A 23,280-nucleotide genomic window follows, 5' to 3' on the forward strand; every position below is an offset into this window, starting at 1 on the left:
TTTACGCCTATGATTTTACAAAGTCACTGACGGGAATCAAGGCAAAAAAATAAAACTTGGCTCATCACCAAATTTTTACGACTTTACCAAATATATTTCGTTTTTTCACCCAGCCGTTTACAAATCCATGATTGTTCGAAATTTGGTACTCAGTTTGATTATTTCTTACGCGAGTAGCAGAAATCAGGTGTGTGTAATAGTTGCCTTTGACTTTGCAGAAAACGATATCTTTTACTTCGAGAATCGTGTCCGCAGTGACGGGAACTAAGCTTACAGGTTGGTTCGATTTTATAATTGGCAGCATCGAATTTCCTGCTTCTTTATACTTTTCGATGAATTGACCTTGCTGTAGTAAAGAAGCGATGAAGCTTGCCTTTGACATGTGTAGACCTCCTTTTGCTTGAGTGTACCAAATAGTTTCGGTAAAGTAAAGAGTGAGGTGATACGCTTTATGCGACAAATACTGCAAGATTATCTAGAAATCAGCAAACAACCACTACGGAAAGAAAAAAATCGACAATATAAAATCTGGTTCGAAACAAATTATGAGGATTTACCGAATTTTGACGACCTCATCGTGTTTTTTACATCATCGGACAAGTCTTATTTTCTGATGAACAAATTGCTTTTCCCGATGCTAGACGAGGAGCTATTCGACAAACAAAATCGCGTCGCTTACCAGTTTATTTTTACAAATGATCTGGCCGAGGCGTATGCTGATTACCGCTTCAAAAAACACAATATACCTGAAAATGACGTTCTACCTCTAGCGCAAAAACTAATACCAAACAGCCCAGAATTACTAGAATATCGCTACCAACTACTACAAAACTATTTCGCGTTTGCCTTTCACGAAATCCCATCTGGCATCTTGCACGGAATGAATAGCGCCACAATCGATGAAGCAAGGGAAGGGCTACGCGCACTGGAAGAGTACACCGAGATTTCAAAACAACTCGGCTACTTAGAAGAAAATCAAGAAGCCATTACACAAATGAAAACATATTACCATCAGTGGATCAACTACTTAAAAATGAACGATTTTTCCACCCCATTTAGCGAATACACAAAAAAGCCCTAAAAAAGGGCTTTAAGTTAGCGCATCAAACGACGCAAGATATAAGCAAGACCAAACCACAATATCGCACTTATCACAATCGTCGTAATCCATCCCGACGCATTATGTTCTAACGGAAGCGGCATGTTCATTCCGAAAAATCCAGTCACAATCGTTGGTACTGTAAGCAAAATAGAAAGTATCGTCAATATTTTAATCGTATCATTCAGATTATTATTCAAAATATTGTTATACGTCCCTGACAACTGCGTCAAAATCTGCGAAGACAATTGCGTCATCTCAACCAACTGCCGAGCTTCAATCAGCGCATCTTCCAACTGTTCTTTCTCACTCGCGTTCAACGTCCGATAAATCAAATGCGTCTTGACCTGTTCTAACAAAACCATATTTTGCTTCGAAGCGGACACGAAATACACAATTCCCGTCTCTAAATCAGATAACGACAACAAGTTTTGCTTCGTAGTTTTTTCCTTCAACTTATCATTAATTGTTTTCCGATCAGCATCCATTTCTTCCACCAACGGGAAAAACGCGTCGGAAACCATAAATAACGAGCTAAACAGAAATTCAAAAATAGTAATCGCATCATTGTTTTCCAGATACTTCTTCATTTTATCCGCAACATATTGGTTTTTACCGTTTGTTACCGTGATGATTTGCTGGTTTTTAACCAAGAATGTCATCGGAATTGTTTCGTAATGGTCATCAATTTTTTCCTGATTTGGAACATTGAAGAAGAGGACGAAAGTTTGGGTAGAAGGCTCGTATTCAATATGCGCGCGCTCATTTCTATCCAGCGAGTAAGCAACAACTTCATCATCGATATCGTTTTCCTTGTAGAACTGCTCCAGCTCATCCGCATTATCAATGTCAATATTAATCCAGTCGTACTTCCCCTCGTGAAAGGCTATTTTAGTAATCATTCGAATGGCTCCCTTTTCCTAGTATATACCTTCCAATTATAGCAGGAATGAAGGAGAAAGCAAACCGTGACTCTACTTCGCATATTTATCCAAAAAGTCTCCCGTCACCTGATAACTAATCTGCGAACCAATACTACCACCAGACATATCAAAAAAGTGATCATTATACGGAATCGCGACAAATTTGTTCGGAACTTGCTTTTCATTCAGCAATTTTTCAAAAGCAACTTGGCCACTGTAAGGCAAAAGGTGATCGTTTTTACCGACTAATAACAATGTTGGCGGCGTGGTTTTGCCCACATGTTTGACGACATCAACCGCGGCATAGGCTTCCGGTTTTTCCTTAGGAGAACCACCAATATATGCGCCTAAAAAGGCCTCACCGTCCATGCCGAAGAAATTAGTGCCTTCATACCAAATATTTGTCATGTTTTGCGCAGGATACACGGCGACGACTGCTTTTGGGGCATATATTTTACCGGAAATATAAGGTTTCAAAGTCCCATCGTTCAGACCATAACCAACTTGCAATGCCAAACTGCCACCCGCAGATCCCCCTGCAATCAACAACTGTTCCATATCCACTTGATACTTATCCGCGTGCTGTCCAATCCAAACAATCGCCGAAGCAACATCAGGCGCCGCTTTATCCCACGTCGTATAGCCATCCTTTGCCAACCGATAATCCACATCAAAAACAACATAGCCTCTATCCACATAAAATTGCGTCCAAGAAGGGGACTGATTTCGCGTTCCCGCAACAAACCCACCGCCATGAATTAACACGATGGGCGTCCGTTTTGCCTTCGTATTTTTCGGAATAGAAATATCCATATATAAATCATTCCCGTCCACCGTCGCGTACTTCACCGACTTACTTAAGTCCGGCCCACCCATATCTGGCGCTGAAAAAAGCTGTTTTGTCCATGAAATCTTGGCATCATTTTCATTAGCAACCTGCAACATCTGCGCTATAGGAATGGCAAAACCGATGGTACATACAATCGCCGTTATTCCAGAAACAAGCGCTAACCGTTTCATCTTCAAACGAATCATTAGGATAGCAAGTATTCCAAGGATAACGCTTAAGATAACTAAGTGTAGCGAAAATAAAGACATCACAATCGTTCCAATTTCACCGACAAATGAGATGTTCGGAAAGTAAACCCCAACGAATAGTAATAATAGTATTGCAATCAAGAAAATGGCGATGCCTCCTAATATACCTTTCTTCCAACTACGTTTTTTCTTGTTCATGTTCATCCTTCTTTCTCTAGATTAATTCTGTGCTCCTATGTATAATAACGGTATATACAAGCAACGACTAGAATTAAAATCAGCAAAAAAGTCAGTTAGTCTACAGATGTGAGGAGAGTGTCGCCGAATGCCGGAGAAAAAAGAAGATTTACGCGCAATAAGAACGAAAACGCATCTATCTAATGCACTGCTTACATTAATCAATAGTGGTGAATACCAATTTGAAGCAATCACAATTAATAAGATTTGTGAGGAAGCCATGGTTCATAGAACGACATTTTACAAGCATTTTGAAGATAAATATCATTTACTATCGTACTGTATTGAATCGATGCAACAAAGATTTAACCAATTCTCGCCTAAAGAACGATTATGCCAGCCTTTTATGTGTATGTTTCAAGCTTGGGATCGCCAGTTAGTCTTAACTATTTTTGAATGTTTCCAGATGAGCGAGCCTTTCCGAGATGATTTTGGTCGCCGAATGAATCAATTAATGGTCGCCGATCTAAGCGAATTACTGCAAAATAACGAGGTGCCAAGGGAAATCATTGCTGAAATTTTTGGACATGCGATTTCTGGTTTGGCATTGTGGTGGATGCGAAACGAGCAACGAACGCCAGCCGACAAAATGGACGATTATTTTCAAGCCGTCGTAAATACGTCGATTTTTGATTAATATGTAACGCAAAACAAGAGCAGGCCGTCAACTACTCTTGTTTTGTTATATTCTTTTATTCTGCGCTTGGTGAATCTTCTAGTGTCCATGTAATAGCAGAGCTGTAATCGCCAGCAAGATTACCAGCTGGTACGTATAAGACAACATTTTCATTATTGCCTTGCGTTCCAGGATAAACATCAAGCCAAGTTCCCATACCAGCGTTGGCTTCTGCGGATAGAACCGCTTGGCTACTACCATTTAATGTGACGTCAGATGTTGTCGGTGCCGCAGATTGGTTATCACTTTGTGTCCGAACTTCCCCATCTGTTAAGCTCATTTCTGCACCTTTTAACGTTTTACTACCATCTTTAAAATCTGTTGCAGTAGCTGTTAATGTCCAACCAGCACCAGTTCCACGTTTATCAGTTACTTGAATGTAAGGATTTTTGTTTTCAGCATAGTATTTTTCTGATTGACCAGAGACTTTTTGTGTTCCAAAATCAATGTTGGATAGGAAGTCAATCGTCAATGCCCCAGTATTTCCAGTACCAGTATTATCTGGATCAGCAGGATCAGGAGTGGCTGGAACTGGGTTATCAGGATTTGTCGGGTTTAGTGGTGTTACAGCGCTATCGTCCGCTTCGATTTTTATTTTACCAGTGGAGGTTGTCGTATCGGCATGCGCGAATGTGCTCGCTCCGAATAATGTTGCGACTGTAATGGCTCCGACTGTGATTACTTTAGTTAAATTTTTCATATTATATTGCCTCATTTCATTTATTTTTTGGTCGTATGGCTAGAGGAATAGGACGAAAAAAGCGTTGTCGGAACATCACTCCTTTCAAGTGAGTTGTATTTAAGGTGCATCTACGAGACTCCATTCAACTTGACCTTGGTATTCTTGAGCATAGGCTTCACCGGCTTTTACTTTCAATAAAATACCTTCATCATCGGCCCATTGTATCTTGGTTGTATCCGGCGTGTCTTCTGTTGGATGATAGTTATACACGGCGAGCGCTTGTTGGGTCAAGGGCGTTTCCGCACCATTACTGTCCTTATAAATAAGACTATCCGCCAAAATTTGCCCATTCGTTCCTTTCATCGGAGCGGCGAGTGAGGCAGTGAGCGTCCAGTCGTGTTTCGCTTTACGATTGTCGTCCACTACGATTTCCCAGTCATCATCCACGCGTTGATACGTCTGCGTACTACTTGCGATTTTCTGCGTTCCAAAATTTAAAAAATCAGGGACGCTTGTCAAAGTTAAAGCTTTTTGTTGTACGGTGATGTTGATAGTATTGTTCGGATTTTCTGGCGCGTTGTCGAGGATGACTTGATAATTCACCGTGCCAACTTGCGTAAATGATGCATCGGGGTTCATTGTTCCTTCATACACGACTTTGTTGGTATCGGTGTTGATGATAGTTACTTGGTGGGCAGCATTTAGTTCTTCTCGGGTAGAGCCATCATTTGTATAATGAAGGTCGAAATACGTATCAGAAGCTGGATTGAACGGAGTAATAGTTTTTGCATCGGTAATAGTCGAGGAAATACCAGCTAATTTAGAATTTGTGAGAAACGTATTTTCATAGCGCGTGTCGCCTCCGGAGCTTGTTATATTGTCTAGGGGAGAGGCGCTGTTGAGTGTTACTTGGTTATTGTTTATTGACCAGTAAGGTAGCTTATACAATTGTGATGGGATAATTCCGATGAAATCGTTATTTTCAAGCGTAACTGTTTGCATAGTTGCTGAGCTAGCAAAGTTAGCAGGGATTTCTCCAGAGAAGTGATTGTCATTTAGAAAAGCAGTTCTCAGGTGTATAAGATTACCGAGTTCTTCAGGAAGCTCACCGGATAAATTATTATTATTAAGCAAGAGGTTATACAGAGATGTTAGATTCCCTAAAGAGCTAGGTAGTGTACCAGAAAGTTGATTCTCATAAAGATAAAGAGCAACCAGATTTTCAAGATCACCAATGGATGATGGAATACTACCCGTTAGTTGGTTATTGTTTAAATATAAACCTTCTAGATTTGTCAAATTACCAATCGTTTCAGGAATCTCTCCCTGTAGTTGGTTACCTCCTAATTGAAGCTTAGTTAAATGACTTAAAGAACCTATAGATGCTGGAATAGAGCCAGTTAATTTTGAATTAGATATTGTCAACTCTGTCAGTTCCGTTAAATACTGAATACCGCTAGGAATATGTCCAGTACTGCTAGCAGAGTATATTTGAATTACTGTAATCTTCTTTAAATCATCAAACGTCATCGTAGAGCCAATTTTTTTATCTGGAATTTGCCGTTCAATCTCATCCATAAGCCATTTTTGGTTATCGAAATCTGCTGGTTGCACGATATTTGAAATCACATTCACTTGACCAAGAGCAGCTGTATTTTGCGTAGCGCCATCTAGATAAAAAGTGAACTGATTCGAGGTGTCATTTAAGTCGAGCGTTACAGCTGGTGAGATGGGGCCGTCATACACGATTTGATTTTTGGCATTGTCGACTATTTGAACGGTATGGGAATCGTATAGTGCAACTTCGGCGTTTTGTGCTTGCTTGTTGATTAATTTAAATTCGCTATACATAGATGAAGCACTGTCAAACGGCTTGAACGTAGTATCATTCTCGCCTTTATAAATCGTTGGTTTCACAGATACGGCGAGTTGGTTATTACTAATCGTTTGCGTGAAATTCCCTTTCGCCGGTGTTTGCACAGGAGAAACGAGCTGCGTATAACTAACATCCAAATACGTCACCGCAACAGATTGCAAAAGTTCAAGCGGAAAAACACCAGTGAGTTGCGTCCGTTGAAATTGGAAGCTACTCGTCTTTGTGAGCTGCTTAAAACTATCCGGAATCTTGCCCGTTAAGGGATTGCCGCTAAAAGCCATCGCGCCAGTAAAAGAGGTCAAGTTTCCAAGTTCACTAGGAATGGAGCCGGTGAGTTGATTGTTCGCCAAGTTCAATTCTGAACGTAAATTTGTTAGATTTCCCAACTCTTTCGGAATTTGGCCTGTCAACTTATTATCACGAATATTGAGCTGCTCGAGGTTTGATAAACTTCCAAGTTCAGGCGGAATCTCACCACTTAAATTATTTTCGTACAAAGATAGCACCGTCAAGTTTGAGAAATATTGAATACCAGCTGGGATGGAACCAGTTACGTTAGGATTATTATTCAGTGAAATAGTCGTAATTGTCTTTAAATCCCCAAATGTCAACGTCGTACCAATCGTTTTATCTGGAATTTGCCGTTCTACTTCATTGATAAGCCATGCTTGATTGCCTAAATCGGCAGACGAGACTATATCGGTATCTAGTTTAGTAGCTTTTAAGCTTTGGAGTTTTTTTGTAGGTTCTGTTGCGGTTTGTGTTTCCGAGATCGTTTCTTCAGAAGCTGGTGCAGTAGCTTTCACGGCATCTGTGAACATTGGTGCGGGTATCATAAACAATAGCATCAGCGCTAACATCTTTTTCTTCATTTCAACCACCTTCTTTTATAGTTAAAGTGAGCTATTTATATGTTTCTTTTGAATGAAATCATTATACAGCGTCCTGCAAAGTCGTGTTTTTGAGGCGCAAGGCTTCTTTTAGCCAACAATAAAGAAAATAGGCTAGCACTGGCACGAATCACCTTTTATCGCCTTTTTCAAACCCTTGAAAAAGGCCGAAATCGGCTGTTTATGAACTTTGTGTGAATTTTACCAATCTGAGCGAAAAAATAAAAAAAGGCTAGTAATGGTACCGAAATGAAAATCGATACTATTACTAGCCTTTAAAAAATGTACGCCTAAAAAGAAGGAATATCCGAAATGTTTAACGTGTCCTGCAAAAACGACATATCTTCAATAACCCACGGTCTTTTAGACGAATCAAGAATCCCTTTATCGCGCAGATTTTTTAATGTAAGTGTAGCGAAGCTTTTAGAAGTGCCTGCAAGTTCGGCAACAATATTATAAGTCACGAAGCTTGGTAGATCCACGCGATTAGCACTCACATGCATACCAAAGTTCGCCAGCCGAATCAATGTAAACATAACACGCTCTTCTGCAGTAATATTACGCATCGTCGCCAAAACATACAACTTATAACGCGTTTCAACCGAGAACTGCAGCATAATATAATTTCTAGGATCTTCATTAAACAACATCTTCCGCAGAAATTCAAAATCAATCGTCCAATACACTGACTGATTCAAAAATAAAAGCTCGCCAGTATTCGGTACATATTCCTCCACGATTGGCAATGTAATGAACTTTCCAGGATAGACAATATAATAATTACACAGCCCATCTTCCCCAGAAAAATTGTATTTCACAAACCCACTTTCTAATAAATAACAAACATCGCGTTCCTTATTAAGCGGCAAACTCGTCCCAGCTGGTACTCTCGTCTGCGAACAATATTCATTGAAGCGCGGATCTCTCTTTAAGATTTTTAAGATGTTGGAAAACGTGGCGTAGGATTCTAATGTTTCTTTGGAATACATATTTATCCACTCCTTTTATCATAACAAACCGACTAAATCATGCAATCTATACTTATAAATATATACTACTACAAGCCAAATTTGAAATTATAGCTCTTTTCAAAAGTGCGGTTCCTGTCCAAATTTGCGCTACGCCATAAATTAAGTTAAAATAACACATGAAATGAAACGAAAGAGGTGTTTTGGATGGCAGAGCAGAAAACGAATCCCAAAGTAGAAGAGTACGTAAATAAAGCAAAAAGATGGCAAGCGGAATACAAGCAGCTAAGAGCCTATGCCCTTGATTGTGACTTAAGTGAAGATATTAAATGGAAACATCCATGCTTCATGTACGAAGATAATAACATTGTTTTAGCCCACGGTTTTAAAGAGTATTGCGCACTTTTATTTATGAAAGGCGTACTAATGAAAGACCCGAACGGTATTCTCGTACAACAGACCGCAAATGTGCAATCCGCACGTCAGATTCGCTTCAAAAACCTAGAAGAAATCATTGAAATGGAAGACATCATTAAAGCATACATTAAAGAAGCTATTGAAGTCGAAAAATCAGGCGCACAAGTAGCCTTCAAAAAAGAAGAAGAATTTCCAGTTCCAGAAGAATTAGATCAGAAATTCGCAGAAATGCCAGCCTTAAAAGAAGCCTTCGAGAAATTAACACCAGGCCGTCAGCGCGCGTACTTGCTTTATTTTGCCGCACCAAAGCAATCGAAAACACGCGTATCAAGAATCGACAAATACACAGACCGTATTTTGGATGGAATCGGATTAAACGATAGATTTTAAATAGTTGGCGCGAACAGTGAGACATTGTCTGGCTGTTTTTTTCTTGACCCTAAACTATAGTTGAGAGATATAATAAAGACAGAAAGTAGGTGCGAACAAAAATGAAAGGACATGAATTAAGCAAAAAGCTAGGCATACCAGTCTCCACACTTCATTATTACGAAAAACAAGGACTAATTAAACCACAGCGCAGTGAAAATCAATATCGCATATACACCGAGCATGACATCAAACTTCTGAAATACATTTTAATTTTAAAAGAAGCAGGATTCACATTAACCGAAATCAAGCAAGTCATCTATCGCTATTTTCACCAAGAACATGACGCGAATTGCCGAGCAGAGGCCCATCTTTTTTTCAATCAAAAAATAGAAGAACTACAGCAAAAAATCGCTCGTTATACAAACATTATTCAGATTATGGCAGACTTACCCGTTATGCTTGGAGAAGAAAATAGCCAAGAAATACAAGCTAAAAATGATGTTTTAGTGGATGCTTTTTTCGAGCAGAAGGAGGGGAAATAATGGCGCGAATATTAGTAGTACAAGGCGATGCAAGAGCAGAAGGCACGATGAAGCAATTAAGTCAGATTTATATAGAACAGATGCGGTTACGCAACCACGAAGTAATGCTTGTCGATTTGGCAAAACTAGACTATGATAAAACGCTCAGCAAAGGCTATCAAACCGAGCGGACACCAGAAATGCTAGCCGTCAAAGATTTTGCGCAAGAAGCCGATCTACTCACATTTTTCTATCCAATTTGGTTCGCCAATGTCCCGTCAGCACTAAAAGGCTTCATTGAGAATCTGTTTTGGGTAGGAGAGACCTACAGTTTTCGAACCAAAAATTATTTATTTCGCGGGATGTGGCGCCACAAAAAAGCCAGTATTATTTATTCCATCGGCGGTCAAGAAATATACCACTACTTATTTGGCTGGAGTGGCTACAGAGGAATGCGACAACCACTCTGGCTCAGCGGAATTTTCGATATTAGAAGAACTAGTTTTGCCAATATGGACCGTTCTGTGCGCAAGCCCGATTCCTTTTATACAACCAAAATAATGGCGTTAGCAAAACGAGACAATCAGCGGCTAACAAAAAATCGTCCTGCTCTCTCGTGAATAGAAAAAGCAGGACGACGCCTTAAAACCATTGAATTAACAAAACACCGGCGACCATGGATAACACACCGAGTAGGCGGTAGCGGTTGATTGGGTGTTTCACAATGCCGAACCAACCGAAGTGGTCAATCGTCAGCGCTATAACCATTTGTCCGCATAGTGCGAGTACGACTGTCATCGCAGAACCAAGTAGCGGCAATAACAAAATATTCGACGTGACGAAAATAACGCCAAGCGCACCGCCCGTGAAGATCCACCAAGGAATTTTGCCGACACCTCGTAATTGGAACGTTAAGCGACGCTCGACAACAAGCGAAATCAGCAACAGCAATAACATGCCGACAGAAAACGAAATCAGCGAAGCGATAATCGGTGAATCTACCGCAATCCGAAGCCGACTGTTGATCGATGTCTGAATCGGCGACATCATCCCAGCCACAAGCCCCATGCACATAAACGCAATCATAGACTTAGATCTTTTAGTAGCCATACAAATCCCTCCCTAAAATCGTTGCATCAAAATAACCCCGAAAAACATCAGTGCAATACCAATCAATCGCGGTATATTAAATTCATGAATCGGCACACCAAACCAACCGAAATTATCAATCAAAAGTGCCATCGACATTTGTCCGCACAGCGTGATCACAACGGTCAAAGCAGAACCGAGTCGCGGCATCAATAAAATATTGGATGTCAAAAAGAACACCCCAAGTGCGCCACCGCCAAACCAAATCCACCAAGGATTCACAGCTAGCGTATGTAAATCAAACGTCCAATCATGTTCTAAAACAAGCGCCAACACAATTAAAATTAGCGTCCCAATTAAAAAAGACACCCATGAGGCGATAAATGGTGATTTCGTATAGCCGCGCAGTCGCGAATTCACAGCCGTTTGCACAGGAATCGTCATCCCCGCCATCAGCCCAGCTAACATAAGCAATAAAGTCATTCCAAGACGTCCCCCTTTTCAAGAATAGTCTTATTATAGAAGAAAAACGACCAGAAGTCCTTCAATACGACTTTGACGCAAGAATTTCTTTGAGTTGTTCCCAGTCGGCAATCAGGTCAGATTCAATTTTACGATTATAAAAAATCGCAGCGGGATGGAACGTCGGAAAAATCGTATAGTCTTGCGGAGACGCTTCATATTTCCCGTCAGCACCCAATTGTTTAATCGGACCTCGCCAAAGCCGCCCGTGAGACGCCGAAATCGTCATTTTATTATCAATCAGCCGTTTTAACGCACAACCGCCAAGTGCGACAATTAGTTTCGGCTTCACTTGAGAAATTTCATAATCTAGTAGCGGTGCATGTAACAGAATTTCTTGAGGTTTTGGCAAACGATTTGGGCGTTTTTGAACCGTGTGTCCCGCTCTATCAATCTTTGTTTTATGACCAAAAGGGCGACTGCGAACGACGCTCGTAATATACACTTGATCCCGCGTCAAACCAGCAATAGCAAGCGTTTTATCAAGTTCTTTCCCAGCGCGACCAGTGAACGGAACCCCAGTCCGAATCTCCACCTCACCCGGAGCCTCGCCAATCAACATAATTTCAGGCGAGAAATCCCCATTTCCAAACACAAACCCTTCCAAGTCAAATTCGTTGTTTTTAGCAATAATCGGGTCAATCAATTCACGCGGATACGTCATATTATCACTCCTAAACTTGAACTTTCTTCTATTAAATTATAACATGGTACGTAAGAGGAGGAGAATACATGCGTTTTCTAAAACTATTTTTTGATGCACTTGTTGTTATAGGACTTATTTTGCTAGTAGCACGGCTCGTGTCATTCGGGCTACACGCCTTAAATATTCCATTCACAACGATATTTACTGATTATTCCATTCCTTCACTCGCGATTTTACTAGTAGGGGCGTTAGGGAACTGGATATTGAACAAGCAAAAGAGGCCTTGAAAACGAAGACCTCTTTTTGTTTTACCTAATAACCAACAGCTTTCACAGTAATCTGCGCTTTTCCATTCACTGTATACACATCCGTTGCGAAAAATGCAGTTGACGGCGTTGTCCCGATCAGTTCCTGCGCGCCTTTACTATTTTTTTGATAAATTTCATAATAACGAACATGACCGATTGCTGTATTCCAAGTAATTCGGGCATTTGTTTTGCGTTCAGGCGTTACTTTTTCAGTGACTTTTATGTTTTGTACGACGCCAACTGGGCCAGCATCACTGAAGCCTTGTAATGCAATTTCCCCGATGTTTATTTTGGCATTTGTTTGCGCCGCGGTCGTTGTTGTTTCTAGGGAAATTTCTTTAATTGTTTTGCCGTAGTAGGGGCTTAGCGTTGTTGTCCAGTTCACCCAGCCAGTTCCTGAAGCTTTTAAAAGCACTTTGCGTGGCACTTTATCACCTGCAAATTGAAGCACTAATTTATGCGTCGCGTTGCTACCTTTTACTTTCATAGAAAAAGTCGTATCGCGCTTCACTTTAATATCTGTCGCAAATAGCTTCGTAGTTGTTGTCCCGTTTTTCACAGCGTTTCCAGATAAAAGTAGGGAAGACGCGCCAGTGTAAGCATCGCCTGAAGTTATGCTCGCCGCAAGTTTATTCCCGCCAGTATTATCAAGAATAAAACGATACGTTGGCATCACATCTTGCATGCCACGCTGATTCCATTCCCCAGTCTGTAACCGAACGCCGTTTTTATTGAAAAATGTCCCTTTCCCGGTATTGAAATTGGTCTTAAGCGGCAATGCCGAAATACCAGACTTTTCAGGATAATAGGCTGCAATCCCTTGCCAATCCTTCGCACCCGTCACATTTTCAGGATAACGCGGATCGACCTTATTTCCATTCCAGAACTTGTTTTCTTTGTTCGTAAATTCGGTCTGATTATGATTCGAACTATAATACACCCAACCAGGAATGTATAGTCCAAGCGAAACAATTGGTGCAGAAGAAGCAGGAGGGAAAATCGCATTCCAATTTACATTGCTATTGTAGCCATTTGACTGAACATCGACGCCGGCATAAAGTTTATAAGGACTAACTCCGAGCGCCGCCGCATTCTGATTTGATGTCACCAAACGATTTGGATTCCAGCGAAAATCAACAAACATTCCATTGGATACTGCTTTCTTATTTTGCGTCAGAAACGGACTATTTTTCTCATTTAAAGCGCCTTGCCAATCAATTTCTCCAGTAGTTGTCATCGAATCGTACCAAATAATTTGCTGATTTGCTTTTTTCTTCGTTTGCATGTATTTCAAAACATCTTGCATTGCCGTAGCATCTGCAGCCGTAAAGCCGGTCGTCTCCTGATTAATAAACCAGCCATCAAATCCATAATAATTCGCCACTTCTAATAATTTATCAGCCACGGGATAACGACCGTTCGCATCTTTCGTAATAAATTGCTTCACCCATTCCGGTTTTCCGCCATATACATTCGGTGGGAAAAAGACCGTTCCAAGCACAGGCACGCCGTTTTTATGCGCCATATCAATCGTATCCGCGCTCGGTGGAATAATAATCCCTTCCCCAGAAGATCCCGCCCAAGCAACCAGCACATCAACATATTGCCACTGCGTCGGATTGTAGACTTTCACGCTTTTAAAACCTTGCGAAGGCGTTCCAGCCGTGTGTTCGTTAATAATATCGAGCGACATTAATTCCCCTTGTGACTTTTGCGTAGCGTTAGATTTAGCAGAAACTACCCGTTTTTTCAGCGGAATCGTTCCTTTATTGAACGGCGCATCAGGATCATTTTGCGGACTCCATTTCACTAACTCATCCGGAAACCAGTAGGAGGCAAAAGGCTGTCCCGTTTTCGCCTGTGCCTCCTTATCCTCCGCAGTCATTGCCTGTGCATTCAAAGGTGGAGCGAGTGACGTCAATAGTGTTACACTTAGTAAAGCAGCTACCATTTTCGTTTTCTTCATAACTTCTCTCCCTTTCTAAATATAATAATGCGCTTACATTTTTGCATAATTACAATAGATGTCCTACCAAGCTTACAACAAAAATTTCCAATAAAAAAGTAGCCATTTTAAAGATTACTAGACGAATCTTAGTTCCGCGATTGACTCTCCACCTACGTCATCGTTTAAACTAAACCTAGTAAGACAAAAAAGGAGGAAAGCACATGTTCAAAATCGGTGAATTTTCCAAGCTCGCAAACGTCAGCATCCGAGCATTGCGACATTACGATAAAATCGGCTTACTCATCCCAGAACAAATCAACGAAGCAACCAATTATCGCAACTACTCGGCACAACAACTACAAACCATCAACAAAATTCAAAAATTAAAAGAAATCGGCCTTAGTTTAACCGTCATCAAAGAAATCCTCGCATCAAACGCCGAAGCCGCAACAATCCAATCACACTTAGCCATTCGCGAACTAGAACTCCAAGAAGAACTTCAAAAAATCAAGCAACAAAGCCAATTTCTAGAGGATTCGCGCCTCTTTTTAAAAGAAGACAGCAAGAAACTAAACTACCACGTCATTCAAAAAGAAATACCAAAGCGTGTTGTCGCAAGCGTCCGCGATGTCATCCCGAACTATTCTGATGAAGGCATACTATGGGAGAAACTTTATCAAATCCTGATGATGAATAACATTACTTTTGCGAAAGAACCGTATAACCTAGCTATTTTTCACGATGATTCTTACCAAGAAAGCAATGTAGACGTCGAAGTCCAAGTCGCAGTTCAAACGAGTCAACCAAATACCGGGATTACTTTTAAAGAAGCACCCGCAGTACAAGTCGCATCTGTCGTTATCACCGGAAGTTACGAACAAATGACAGCCGTGACCGAAACCGTGGCCATGTGGCTAGAAAATCATCACTACCAGCTAAACGGCCCGATGTTCAATATTTATCACGTGTCCATCGCGACCGAACCGAATCCACAAAACTGGGTAACCGAAGCCTGTTTCCCAATAAAGGAGCAAACCAATGAAATATGAATGGCGAAAACAAGACAAATCAATCTATTTACCAAAACAAAAACCCGAAATCATCGACATACCAGCGATGAAATACTTCACGATTAGCGGTAAAGGAAACCCCAATTCACCAGCCTTTTCAGAACTAATCAAAACACTGTACGCCGCATCTTACGCAGTGAAAATGATGCCTAAAAAAGTGACGGCACCAGAAGGCTATTACGACTACACCGTTTTCCCACTAGAAGGATTCTGGACACTAGAACCGGGTAGCAAAACACTAGACAAAGACCAACTCATCTTCAAAATCATGATTCGCCAACCCGATTTCATCACCCCAGAATTGCTTGATTATGCCAAAGAAACTATCATCAAAAAAGTATCACCCGAAAATCGCGAGCTGTTAAAACTAGAAGAAATCACAGAAGGACTTAACTTACAGATGTTGCATATTGGTAGCTTTGATGATGAACCAGCAACTTTCGCCCAAATGGAAGACTTTTGCGAGCAAAATAATATAATCCGTCTTAGCAAAAGCCACAAAGAAATCTACTTAAGCGATATTCACAAAGTTGCACCAGATAAATTAAAAACAACACTCCGATTCGAAATAAAATATAAATAATTCTAAAAAACTTTTCCCGTTAACGACCTGTTGATGAGAAAGGTTTTTTATATAGAAGAAAGAAGGATTTTTTAACCCGATTTCTACAAAATAATTGTATTCCGCCTAAATTTCATACTATAATAGAACAAGGGAAAAAGACTTCGTGGTATGTTAGCAAGCGTTAAAAGAAATGAGGTCATAATTCGTTATGAAAACAGAAGCATTGTCGAAGAAGTATAAAATTCTTAACGACAAAAAAAGCATGCAAACCATTAAGATCATGGCGGCTGTTCTCATGGCAGTGATGTTAATTGTGGGACTTGTTTTAGCATTACGAGAATCAGTGCCAATCAACTTTACTATAGAAGGAATTATTTTATTTTGTATAGCATTTTACATTTTATTTGCCATTCATGAACTAATTCACGGATTACTTTTCTGGGTATTCGGCAACACCAAGCTACATTTTGGCTTTAAAAAGGGATTTCTCTATGTCAACTGTCCGAAGCAACTATTTTCAAAATGGCAGTTTCAAATAATCAATATCGGACCATGTATTTTGTTAACACTCATCTTAGTTATTTTAGCATTAGAATTCCCAGTGTATCTCGTCGCTATATACGTATTAATCGCGGCTCATTCAGGCTTTTGCATGTCAGACTTATACGCGATGAAAATCGTTGCCAGAGCACCTAAAAAAGCAAAAATCAAAGATACAAAAGATGGAATTGCAATCATAACTCAGTCTTAAGTTGGTTGTAAATTGTTATACATGTCAGTTACAATAAAGGGTATGGGATAAAAAGGGCAATCAGATGACAGAAAGTAGGTTTACAATAGAATGCATAAAAAGAAAACAACACTACTTATCGGGATCTTGCTATCGGCTATCGTGCTTGGCGCAGTAGCTTTCATTGCCATCGATAAACTATTTTTTCAACAAGAAGAGCCTGTCGAAATCACACGCGTTGATCCACAACAAGAGTTCATTAATTTATTAGCAGGTCACGCCCAAGAAATACAAGACCAGGAAGGCATTTTAACAAGTATTACATTGGCTCAAGCGATTTTGGAGTCCAATTGGGGAGAAAGTAAGCTAGCCACAGAAGGCCGCAACTTGTTCGGAATAAAAGGCGAATATCAGAAAGACTCCGTTACGATGCCAACACAAGAATTCGAGAACAACGAATGGATTACGATTGACGCGGCTTTCAGAAAATATCCGACTTGGTTTGAATCGTTAGATGACCACGCAGCACTATTTTTAAAAGGCACGTCTTGGGATAAAACAAAATACCAAGGTGTCATCAAAGCAAAAGATTACAAAACAGCGGCCAATGCATTACAAAAAGCAGGCTACGCAACAGATCCTGGATATGCCGAGAAATTAATCGAGCTAATCGAACAAAGAAATTTGCAAGCATATGACCAAATTTACGATCCGATTCGCTATGTCAAGCAAGTTGACGATGTGGGAACCGCAAAGTTGGCAAAAGATACAAGAATCTGGTCTAGCCCACCAAGAACAAAAAATGCTAAACCTATTGACGATTTAGCAAAATACGGCGCTGAAAAATTAAAAATCGCGCAAGAAATGCAAGTTGGAAATGGAATATGGTACCAAATAAAACAAGACAAAAAGACATTAGGTTGGGTAAAAAATAATATAATTCAAATTAAAACGCTATGAAAATATAGCGTTTTTTTGATGTGGTCAAAAAAAATTCACGTTTGCCAACACGCATAAGATAGCGGTCTAGACAAATGTTGTAACATTATAAACAGAAATGACACGTTCCTGTAACCTAAATGCAACACTAATTTTGCTAGAATGAACCCTGTTGATTTGAAGAAGAGACTAGAAAGTAAAAAAACTATAAAAAAATCAGAAAGAAGTGTAGAAAAAGTCGTATGAAAAAATCAGTCAAGCGCAATTTGGCTATCTTAGGAACTGTCGGAATGATGATGGGCTCGATGGTACTTCCTGTTAGCGCATTTGCCGCCGAGAGCGAAATGAATACACAAGTAAGCTACACCAATTCTCAGCAGAATTTTCTTAATAAAATAGTCCCAGATGCCCAGAAGCTACAACGTGAACACGGTATTTTAACCAGTGTCACGATTGCCCAAGCCATCTTAGAATCAGGCTGGGGAAACAGTGGTTTAACACAACAAGCCAATAATTTATTTGGTATGAAAGGTAGCTACGAAGGCCAGTCTGTCACAATGAACACGAAAGAGTTCTATGACAACAACTGGACAACGATCGATGCGGCATTCCGTGCGTATCCAAGCTACTATGAGTCACTAGAAGACCATGCGTTATTATTCGTCAACGGTCCTTCATGGGGCGGAAATAATTACGCAAATCTTATTGGTGAGGAAGATTACCGACAAGCAGCAGAAATCATCGAAGACGGCGGTTACGCAACAGCGCCAGATTATGCACAAGAACTAATCAGCACAGTAGAAACTTACGGTTTAGCGAAATACGATCAAGTCTATGATAAAATCACCGAGAAAACAAACATCTACGCGTATGGCGAAATCCGAGGCGGCGCAACTGGTACAGTTTGGAGCGCACCAGAAACATTAAAAGGCGCCACTAAAAAAGCCTCGTTAAACCAGTACAAAAGTAAAGATTTACGATTAATGAATCGCGTGAAAGTAAGTAATGGCTCCACATGGTACGAAGCGTCCATCAACGGTCAAAACATTGGCTGGATGAACGAAAAGAACCTAAACCTTATTTACAAAACGTCCATGGAACAAGAAGTAAACTTAATCAGAGGTGTAGAAAATTCAAACGGTCGAATTTATGCATTCCCAGTCATTGATACTAGCACGTTCAAAGGAACGCTTGCCGGACTAAACGAAGTCCATGTTGACAGCCAAGCAGTTGTAAACGATAAAATCTGGTATCGTGTAAATGACGGAACACAACGACTAGGTTGGGTCGAAGCACCAATGTTAAAATAAAATAGAAAAAATCTCGCACGCTTAAAAAATGAGCCGCGAGATTTTTTTATTTAGAGGATTTTTCAAACATTTGTCGAATATATATACTATAAGCAATTAAAAGGTTATATCGAGTTCTACTGGGCAATGGTCAGAACCAAGAATGTCTGCATGAATAGCCGCCTCTACTATATTCGGAGCAATCCGATTAGAGACTACGAAATAATCAATCCGCCATCCAGTATTTCTGGCACGAGCATTCATTCGATAAGACCACCAGGAATAGGCACCTTCTAGTTCGGGATACAGATGACGGAATGAGTCTGTGAATCCAGCGGCTAGTAAATCTGAGAATTTCCCACGTTCTTCATCAGAGAATCCAGCATTTTTGCGATTTGTTTTAGGATTTTTCAAGTCGATTTCTTGGTGCGCCACATTAAGATCTCCACATACTACAACTGGTTTTATGGCATCTAATTTTTTTAAATGATTTAAGAAAGCATCTTCCCAACTCATTCGGTAATCAAGACGTTTTAACTCATTCTGAGAATTTGGCGTATAAACGGTAATCATATAGAATTCTGGAAACTCCAATGTAATGACGCGGCCTTCTTGGTCATGTTCTTCGATATCTAGCCCATAAGTTACCGTGATAGGTTCGATTTTTGAGAAGATGGCTGTGCCTGAATAGCCTTTCTTAACTGCATAATTCCAGTAATCATGATACCCAGACAAGTCCAGTTCAATTTGACCTTCCTGTAGTTTCGTCTCTTGTAAGCAGAATATATCAGCATCTACAGTTCGGAAATACTCCATGAAGCCTTTCTTTTCAGCAGCTCTAAGTCCATTCACGTTCCACGAAATTAATTTCAATTTTATCACTCCTTTAGTTAGTATTATTATACCTTACAATAATTATTAGGTATAATGTGAAGGAGGAGGAAGCCTATGAAATATATTATTTTCTTACGTGCAATCAATGTTGGCGGTAATCGCAAAATAAAGATGCTTGATTTAAGAGAAGTTCTCACGGCGAATGCTTATCAGAATGTCACGACCTACATTCAATCAGGTAATGTCATTGCAGAGCATGCTGAGACTAGTTACGAATGGGTTCAAGAGAATATAGCCGCACTCATTGAAGATGCCTTTGGTTTTGATGTTCCGGCAATTGTTTTCCCGCTGGATGAATATGTTCAAGGTATTTTGCAGAAGCCTTTCGAAGAAGAGAAGTTAATGGTCCACTTCTTAAACCAAGTCCCAGAAGCGATAGATTTAGATACCTTAAAAGAGCTCGGCAAGGACCAACAAGATAGTTGTGAGATTACAGGCCGGTTTTTATATGTCACCTTATCAGCTGGTGTTTCTGATAGCATCTATTCAAATAAACTAGTAGAACGAGTCTTACACGTTAAAGCAACTGCTAGAAATTGGCGAACAGTCACGACAATGCAAGAGAAGAGCAAATAAAATACGGAGGTAAGTATACAATGAGAAATGAGCTAATCGAACGTTTTATCAAATACGTCAAAATCGATACACAATCAAGTGAAGCAAGCCAGACAGTTCCAACAACTCCTGGACAATTGGAATTAGGCAAGGTGTTGGTAGAGGAACTAAAAGCAATAGGTATGGAAGAAGTAACAATGGATGACAACGGATATGTAATGGCAACACTCCCAAGCAATACAAGCAAAGAAGTTCCTACAATCGGGTTCTTAGCACATATAGACACAGCGACAGATTTAACTGGAAAGAATGTATCACCACAAATTCATGAGAACTTTGATGGTAATGCCATTGTATTAAATAAAGAACTAGGCGTAGTTCTCTCACCAGAAGCATTTCCAGAACTCCCTACATACAAAGGTCAGACAATCATTACGACCGACGGCACAACGCTGTTAGGTGCAGACGACAAAGCTGGCATGACAGAAATCATGGTAGCCATGCATCATTTGATTACACATCCAGAAATAAAGCATGGCCAAATCAGAGTAGCATTCACACCAGATGAAGAAATAGGACGTGGCCCGCATCATTTTGATGTTCCAGCATTCGGTGCAGATTTTGCTTATACAATGGACGGCGGCCCACTTGGAGAATTAGAATACGAAAGCTTTAACGCCGCGGCCGCCCGCATTACATTCAAAGGAAATAGCGTACACCCAGGCACTGCTAAAGATAAAATGGTGAATGCAAACAAAATGGCGATGGAGTTTCACGCACAGCTTCCAGAAGCGGAAGTTCCAGAGCGCACAGATGGCTATGAAGGCTTTTATCATTTAATCTCAATACAAGGTGAAGTCGAACAATCAGAAGCATATTATATTATTCGTGATTTCGACCACGATGCTTTTATAGCAAGAAAAGAAACAGTTTCTACTATTGTAAGAAACCTACAAAAGAAATATGGCGAGGATAAGATTATTCTAGACTTGACGGATCAGTACTACAATATGCGTGAAAAGATTGAGCCAGTGAAAGAAATTGTTGATATGGCTTATAAAGCAATGAAGAATCTTGATATCGAACCAGACATTCGACCAATCCGCGGTGGAACTGATGGATCACAACTATCATTTAAAGGCCTACCAACACCTAATATTTTTACTGGTGGCGAGAATTATCACGGCAAATTTGAATATGTATCTGTTGATAGTATGATAAAGGCGACACAAGTCATTATAGAGATTGCTCGCTTATTTGAAGAAGAAGCATAAGCATACAGAAACGCGCTTGAAACATTATGGTTCTCAAAATGCTACAAGCGCGTGATTCTTATTTCGGAAAGATAGATAATTGCCCGTTCTCCAAAGTCACAACTTCAATAGCATGGCTATAGAAAGGCGAGAGTATTTCCTCGGTTAACATATCTTCCGTTTTCCCATCCGCGTATTTCTTCCCGTCTTTAAGTAGCAAGGTGCGTCCAAAGCAAGGCAATATCTCTTCAGTATGGTGTGTAACGTATAGCATGGTCGGTGCGTCAGGCATATTGGATATAATATCAATCCGCTCTAATAAGCGTTTTTTAGCAAATATATCAAGCCCATTACATGGTTCATCGAGAATCAGCAACTGCGGTTTTGCCATAAGCGCTCTTGCGATAAGTACAATTTGTCGCTCCCCTTGAGATAAGATATGATATGGTCTGCCTATCAAGTTAGCTCCACCACACTCTGATAAAATAGACTTGGCTAATTCTCGTTCTTCTAATGTGGTTTTTTGATACAAACCAATGCTCGCAAACTTTCCGCTTACAACAATGCTCTCCGCTAAATCATATTCTTTTAATTGCTGCTGCAAGGAAGAACTGACCCAACCAATAGATTTTCTGAGCTCAGGCAATGAAGTTTGACCAAATCGATGGCCTAACACAGAAAGGGAACCAGAAGAAGGCCAAAGATAGCCATTTAATAATTTCAGTAAGGTGGTTTTCCCTGACCCATTCAATCCAAGCACAGCCCAGTTCTCTTTATCATTAACTTTCCAATCAATATTCTGTAGCAATAAGCTACCATTACGATTCAATGAAACATTTTCGAATTCAAACAAACGAATCTCCTCCTAGCTGATGTACTTAATACTATTTTACACAAAAGTTAGAAAATTTGAAAACATAAAGGAGGCAATTCTGTTGATAAGTCAAGCGATTGTTGATAAGGCAGAAGTGTTTATTCAAGAACATTTTAAAGACGAGAAAACCGGTCACGACTGGTACCATATTGAAAGAGTATATAAAATGGCGATGGAGCTCCAAAGTATCGAAGGTGGTAATAAAGGTATCATACAACTTGCGGCCCTGTTTCATGATTTTACAGATAGTAAACTTAAAGCAAATCCAGATGAAGCTGAATTACAAATGAGAGATTGCCTATACCAATACGGAGTAATAGAAGAGGATGTAAAGCGAATCGTAGATGTCATTGATTGCGTATCATTTAGTAAAGGCAAAAAGGTCCCATTAAATATAGAAATGCAAATTGTGCAAGATGCAGATCGTTTGGATGCAATAGGAGCAATAGGTATAGCTAGGTGCTTAACATATGGAGCGGCTATGCAAAGGCCGATATACGATCCAAACCGTAAAGAAGGTACAACGATGCAACACTTCCATGATAAACTCCTACAAATAAAAGATAAAATACAAACAAGCACAGCAAAGAAGATAGCAATTAGAAGACATAAGGTGCTAGAAAGCTATTTAAAAGAACTTGAAAATGAATGCAATATACAATTTTAATGAATTAAAACAAAAAGGTTGCTTTTTAAAGATAAGTGTTATATACTTAAAAAGTTCTCGCTTGAGAGGACGAAAAAATAATTAAAAATAAGTTGTTGACACGTTAACTTCTAATATGATATGATATAAAAGTTGTGTTGAACAACATTGTCGACCTTTGAAAACTGAACAAAAAACAAAGATAAAACCAAGAAAACAGCAATGTTTTCAGGTAAGAATCGCAGGGCGGAAA

At 40.0% G+C, this 23,280-nt stretch carries 26 protein-coding genes; 14 read left to right on the plus strand and 12 right to left on the minus strand.

Annotated elements, in window-relative coordinates; all coding sequences use genetic code 11:
* Window positions 1-64 precede the first annotated feature (64 nt).
* Window positions 65-382 carry a hypothetical protein gene (locus EP57_RS01185; protein ID WP_036083375.1) on the minus strand — a complete coding sequence of 106 codons (318 nt, stop codon included), beginning with the start codon at window positions 380-382 and terminating at the stop codon, window positions 65-67.
* 69 nt (window positions 383-451) lie between these two features.
* Between EP57_RS01185 and EP57_RS01190 the strand changes: the two genes are divergently transcribed.
* The gene (locus EP57_RS01190; protein ID WP_036083377.1) at window positions 452-1,081 is read left to right on the plus strand and encodes a hypothetical protein; all 630 of its coding nucleotides are present in this window, start codon (window positions 452-454) and stop codon (window positions 1,079-1,081) included.
* Window positions 1,082-1,095: 14 nt separating this feature from the next.
* On the opposite strand, the gene EP57_RS01195 is transcribed toward EP57_RS01190, so the two are convergent.
* A complete protein-coding gene (locus tag EP57_RS01195) occupies window positions 1,096-2,001 on the minus strand; it encodes a magnesium transporter CorA family protein (protein WP_036083379.1) in 906 nt (301 codons plus the stop codon).
* Between the two features lie 72 nt (window positions 2,002-2,073).
* Window positions 2,074-3,258 (minus strand): alpha/beta hydrolase, encoded by a 1,185-nt coding sequence (locus EP57_RS01200; protein ID WP_036083381.1) that lies wholly within the window; start codon window positions 3,256-3,258, stop codon window positions 2,074-2,076.
* 127 nt (window positions 3,259-3,385) lie between these two features.
* On the opposite strand from EP57_RS01200, the gene EP57_RS01205 reads away from it, so the two are divergent.
* The gene (locus EP57_RS01205) at window positions 3,386-3,934 is read left to right on the plus strand and encodes a TetR/AcrR family transcriptional regulator (protein WP_036083383.1); all 549 of its coding nucleotides are present in this window, start codon (window positions 3,386-3,388) and stop codon (window positions 3,932-3,934) included.
* Window positions 3,935-3,989: 55 nt separating this feature from the next.
* On the opposite strand, the gene EP57_RS01210 is transcribed toward EP57_RS01205, so the two are convergent.
* From EP57_RS01210 to EP57_RS01220, 3 genes are all read right to left on the minus strand, one after another.
* Window positions 3,990-4,673, minus strand: coding sequence for a WxL domain-containing protein (locus EP57_RS01210; RefSeq protein ID WP_036083385.1), 684 nt, complete (start codon window positions 4,671-4,673; stop codon window positions 3,990-3,992).
* A gap of 99 nt (window positions 4,674-4,772) precedes the next feature.
* A complete protein-coding gene (locus EP57_RS16290; RefSeq protein WP_052167466.1) occupies window positions 4,773-7,403 on the minus strand; it encodes a leucine-rich repeat domain-containing protein in 2,631 nt (876 codons plus the stop codon).
* A 308-nt stretch (window positions 7,404-7,711) separates the two neighbouring features.
* Window positions 7,712-8,410, minus strand: a complete 699-nt coding sequence (locus EP57_RS01220) for a Crp/Fnr family transcriptional regulator (protein ID WP_036083387.1) — start codon at window positions 8,408-8,410, stop codon at window positions 7,712-7,714.
* A gap of 186 nt (window positions 8,411-8,596) precedes the next feature.
* Here EP57_RS01220 and EP57_RS01225 point away from each other — a divergent pair, with 186 nt between their 5' ends.
* The 3 genes from EP57_RS01225 (at window position 8,597) to EP57_RS01235 (ending at window position 10,319) form a co-directional block, all read left to right on the plus strand.
* Window positions 8,597-9,196 (plus strand): YdeI/OmpD-associated family protein, encoded by a 600-nt coding sequence (locus EP57_RS01225; protein ID WP_036083389.1) that lies wholly within the window; start codon window positions 8,597-8,599, stop codon window positions 9,194-9,196.
* Between the two features lie 101 nt (window positions 9,197-9,297).
* Entirely contained in the window at window positions 9,298-9,720 is a 423-nt protein-coding gene (locus EP57_RS01230; RefSeq protein WP_036083392.1) for a MerR family transcriptional regulator, read from the plus strand.
* Window positions 9,720-10,319, plus strand: a complete 600-nt coding sequence (locus EP57_RS01235) for an NAD(P)H-dependent oxidoreductase (RefSeq protein WP_036083393.1) — start codon at window positions 9,720-9,722, stop codon at window positions 10,317-10,319. Before EP57_RS01230 ends, EP57_RS01235 begins: the two co-directional genes overlap by 1 nt.
* 22 nt (window positions 10,320-10,341) lie before the next feature.
* Here EP57_RS01235 and EP57_RS01240 read toward each other — a convergent pair whose 3' ends face one another.
* From EP57_RS01240 to EP57_RS01250, 3 genes are all read right to left on the minus strand, one after another.
* On the minus strand, window positions 10,342-10,809 hold the full coding sequence (locus EP57_RS01240; RefSeq protein WP_036083396.1) for a DMT family transporter: 468 nt from the start codon (window positions 10,807-10,809) through the stop codon (window positions 10,342-10,344).
* 12 nt (window positions 10,810-10,821) lie between these two features.
* A complete protein-coding gene (locus EP57_RS01245; RefSeq protein ID WP_036083400.1) occupies window positions 10,822-11,271 on the minus strand; it encodes a DMT family transporter in 450 nt (149 codons plus the stop codon).
* Window positions 11,272-11,332: 61 nt separating this feature from the next.
* Window positions 11,333-11,974, minus strand: a complete 642-nt coding sequence (locus tag EP57_RS01250) for a uracil-DNA glycosylase (RefSeq protein WP_036083402.1) — start codon at window positions 11,972-11,974, stop codon at window positions 11,333-11,335.
* 68 nt (window positions 11,975-12,042) lie between these two features.
* On the opposite strand from EP57_RS01250, the gene EP57_RS01255 reads away from it, so the two are divergent.
* Window positions 12,043-12,243 carry a hypothetical protein gene (locus tag EP57_RS01255; protein WP_036083404.1) on the plus strand — a complete coding sequence of 67 codons (201 nt, stop codon included), beginning with the start codon at window positions 12,043-12,045 and terminating at the stop codon, window positions 12,241-12,243.
* Window positions 12,244-12,268: 25 nt separating this feature from the next.
* On the opposite strand, the gene EP57_RS01260 is transcribed toward EP57_RS01255, so the two are convergent.
* Window positions 12,269-14,230 (minus strand): endo-beta-N-acetylglucosaminidase, encoded by a 1,962-nt coding sequence (locus tag EP57_RS01260; protein ID WP_052167467.1) that lies wholly within the window; start codon window positions 14,228-14,230, stop codon window positions 12,269-12,271.
* 203 nt (window positions 14,231-14,433) lie between these two features.
* On the opposite strand from EP57_RS01260, the gene EP57_RS01265 reads away from it, so the two are divergent.
* The 5 genes from EP57_RS01265 to EP57_RS01285 all read left to right on the plus strand — a co-directional run bounded on the left by EP57_RS01265 (window position 14,434) and on the right by EP57_RS01285 (window position 18,826).
* Window positions 14,434-15,261 (plus strand): MerR family transcriptional regulator, encoded by an 828-nt coding sequence (locus tag EP57_RS01265; protein ID WP_036083406.1) that lies wholly within the window; start codon window positions 14,434-14,436, stop codon window positions 15,259-15,261.
* On the plus strand, window positions 15,251-15,865 hold the full coding sequence (locus EP57_RS01270; protein WP_036083408.1) for a GyrI-like domain-containing protein: 615 nt from the start codon (window positions 15,251-15,253) through the stop codon (window positions 15,863-15,865). The genes EP57_RS01265 and EP57_RS01270 overlap by 11 nt, the downstream gene beginning before the upstream one ends.
* 190 nt (window positions 15,866-16,055) lie before the next feature.
* The gene (locus EP57_RS01275; RefSeq protein WP_036083409.1) at window positions 16,056-16,598 is read left to right on the plus strand and encodes a DUF3267 domain-containing protein; all 543 of its coding nucleotides are present in this window, start codon (window positions 16,056-16,058) and stop codon (window positions 16,596-16,598) included.
* 90 nt (window positions 16,599-16,688) lie between these two features.
* Window positions 16,689-17,537, plus strand: a complete 849-nt coding sequence (locus tag EP57_RS01280; RefSeq protein WP_036083411.1) for a glucosaminidase domain-containing protein — start codon at window positions 16,689-16,691, stop codon at window positions 17,535-17,537.
* A gap of 221 nt (window positions 17,538-17,758) precedes the next feature.
* Window positions 17,759-18,826, plus strand: coding sequence for a glucosaminidase domain-containing protein (locus EP57_RS01285; protein ID WP_036083413.1), 1,068 nt, complete (start codon window positions 17,759-17,761; stop codon window positions 18,824-18,826).
* Window positions 18,827-18,922: 96 nt separating this feature from the next.
* Here the strand turns inward: EP57_RS01285 and EP57_RS01290 are convergent, their stop codons facing one another.
* The gene (locus EP57_RS01290; RefSeq protein ID WP_036083415.1) at window positions 18,923-19,678 is read right to left on the minus strand and encodes an exodeoxyribonuclease III; all 756 of its coding nucleotides are present in this window, start codon (window positions 19,676-19,678) and stop codon (window positions 18,923-18,925) included.
* Window positions 19,679-19,753: 75 nt separating this feature from the next.
* Between EP57_RS01290 and EP57_RS01295 the strand changes: the two genes are divergently transcribed.
* A complete protein-coding gene (locus EP57_RS01295; RefSeq protein WP_036083417.1) occupies window positions 19,754-20,275 on the plus strand; it encodes a DUF1697 domain-containing protein in 522 nt (173 codons plus the stop codon).
* A 20-nt stretch (window positions 20,276-20,295) separates the two neighbouring features.
* Entirely contained in the window at window positions 20,296-21,528 is a 1,233-nt protein-coding gene (pepT, locus tag EP57_RS01300; RefSeq protein WP_036083419.1) for a peptidase T, read from the plus strand.
* Between the two features lie 58 nt (window positions 21,529-21,586).
* On the opposite strand, the gene EP57_RS01305 is transcribed toward pepT, so the two are convergent.
* The gene (locus EP57_RS01305) at window positions 21,587-22,360 is read right to left on the minus strand and encodes an ABC transporter ATP-binding protein (protein ID WP_036083421.1); all 774 of its coding nucleotides are present in this window, start codon (window positions 22,358-22,360) and stop codon (window positions 21,587-21,589) included.
* Window positions 22,361-22,442: 82 nt separating this feature from the next.
* Between EP57_RS01305 and EP57_RS01310 the strand changes: the two genes are divergently transcribed.
* Window positions 22,443-23,048 carry an HD domain-containing protein gene (locus EP57_RS01310; protein ID WP_052167468.1) on the plus strand — a complete coding sequence of 202 codons (606 nt, stop codon included), beginning with the start codon at window positions 22,443-22,445 and terminating at the stop codon, window positions 23,046-23,048.
* Window positions 23,049-23,280: the final 232 nt, after the last annotated feature.

Source organism: Listeria booriae (assembly GCF_000766865.1).
Lineage (GTDB): Bacteria > Bacillota > Bacilli > Lactobacillales > Listeriaceae > Listeria_A > Listeria_A booriae.

Bases quoted from the DNA above. Each gene is read 5' to 3' on its own strand.
- EP57_RS01185 (WP_036083375.1), bottom strand. From the start codon at position 382: ATGTCAAAGGCAAGCTTCATCGCTTCTTTACTACAGCAAGGTCAATTC.
- EP57_RS01190 (WP_036083377.1), top strand. From the start codon at position 452: ATGCGACAAATACTGCAAGATTATCTAGAAATCAGCAAACAACCACTA.
- EP57_RS01195 (WP_036083379.1), bottom strand. From the start codon at position 2,001: ATGATTACTAAAATAGCCTTTCACGAGGGGAAGTACGACTGGATTAAT.
- EP57_RS01200 (WP_036083381.1), bottom strand. From the start codon at position 3,258: ATGAACAAGAAAAAACGTAGTTGGAAGAAAGGTATATTAGGAGGCATC.
- EP57_RS01205 (WP_036083383.1), top strand. From the start codon at position 3,386: ATGCCGGAGAAAAAAGAAGATTTACGCGCAATAAGAACGAAAACGCAT.
- EP57_RS01210 (WP_036083385.1), bottom strand. From the start codon at position 4,673: ATGAAAAATTTAACTAAAGTAATCACAGTCGGAGCCATTACAGTCGCA.
- EP57_RS16290 (WP_052167466.1), bottom strand. From the start codon at position 7,403: ATGAAGAAAAAGATGTTAGCGCTGATGCTATTGTTTATGATACCCGCA.
- EP57_RS01220 (WP_036083387.1), bottom strand. From the start codon at position 8,410: ATGTATTCCAAAGAAACATTAGAATCCTACGCCACGTTTTCCAACATC.
- EP57_RS01225 (WP_036083389.1), top strand. From the start codon at position 8,597: ATGGCAGAGCAGAAAACGAATCCCAAAGTAGAAGAGTACGTAAATAAA.
- EP57_RS01230 (WP_036083392.1), top strand. From the start codon at position 9,298: ATGAAAGGACATGAATTAAGCAAAAAGCTAGGCATACCAGTCTCCACA.
- EP57_RS01235 (WP_036083393.1), top strand. From the start codon at position 9,720: ATGGCGCGAATATTAGTAGTACAAGGCGATGCAAGAGCAGAAGGCACG.
- EP57_RS01240 (WP_036083396.1), bottom strand. From the start codon at position 10,809: ATGGCTACTAAAAGATCTAAGTCTATGATTGCGTTTATGTGCATGGGG.
- EP57_RS01245 (WP_036083400.1), bottom strand. From the start codon at position 11,271: ATGACTTTATTGCTTATGTTAGCTGGGCTGATGGCGGGGATGACGATT.
- EP57_RS01250 (WP_036083402.1), bottom strand. From the start codon at position 11,974: ATGACGTATCCGCGTGAATTGATTGACCCGATTATTGCTAAAAACAAC.
- EP57_RS01255 (WP_036083404.1), top strand. From the start codon at position 12,043: ATGCGTTTTCTAAAACTATTTTTTGATGCACTTGTTGTTATAGGACTT.
- EP57_RS01260 (WP_052167467.1), bottom strand. From the start codon at position 14,230: ATGAAGAAAACGAAAATGGTAGCTGCTTTACTAAGTGTAACACTATTG.
- EP57_RS01265 (WP_036083406.1), top strand. From the start codon at position 14,434: ATGTTCAAAATCGGTGAATTTTCCAAGCTCGCAAACGTCAGCATCCGA.
- EP57_RS01270 (WP_036083408.1), top strand. From the start codon at position 15,251: ATGAAATATGAATGGCGAAAACAAGACAAATCAATCTATTTACCAAAA.
- EP57_RS01275 (WP_036083409.1), top strand. From the start codon at position 16,056: ATGAAAACAGAAGCATTGTCGAAGAAGTATAAAATTCTTAACGACAAA.
- EP57_RS01280 (WP_036083411.1), top strand. From the start codon at position 16,689: ATGCATAAAAAGAAAACAACACTACTTATCGGGATCTTGCTATCGGCT.
- EP57_RS01285 (WP_036083413.1), top strand. From the start codon at position 17,759: ATGAAAAAATCAGTCAAGCGCAATTTGGCTATCTTAGGAACTGTCGGA.
- EP57_RS01295 (WP_036083417.1), top strand. From the start codon at position 19,754: ATGAAATATATTATTTTCTTACGTGCAATCAATGTTGGCGGTAATCGC.
- pepT (WP_036083419.1), top strand. From the start codon at position 20,296: ATGAGAAATGAGCTAATCGAACGTTTTATCAAATACGTCAAAATCGAT.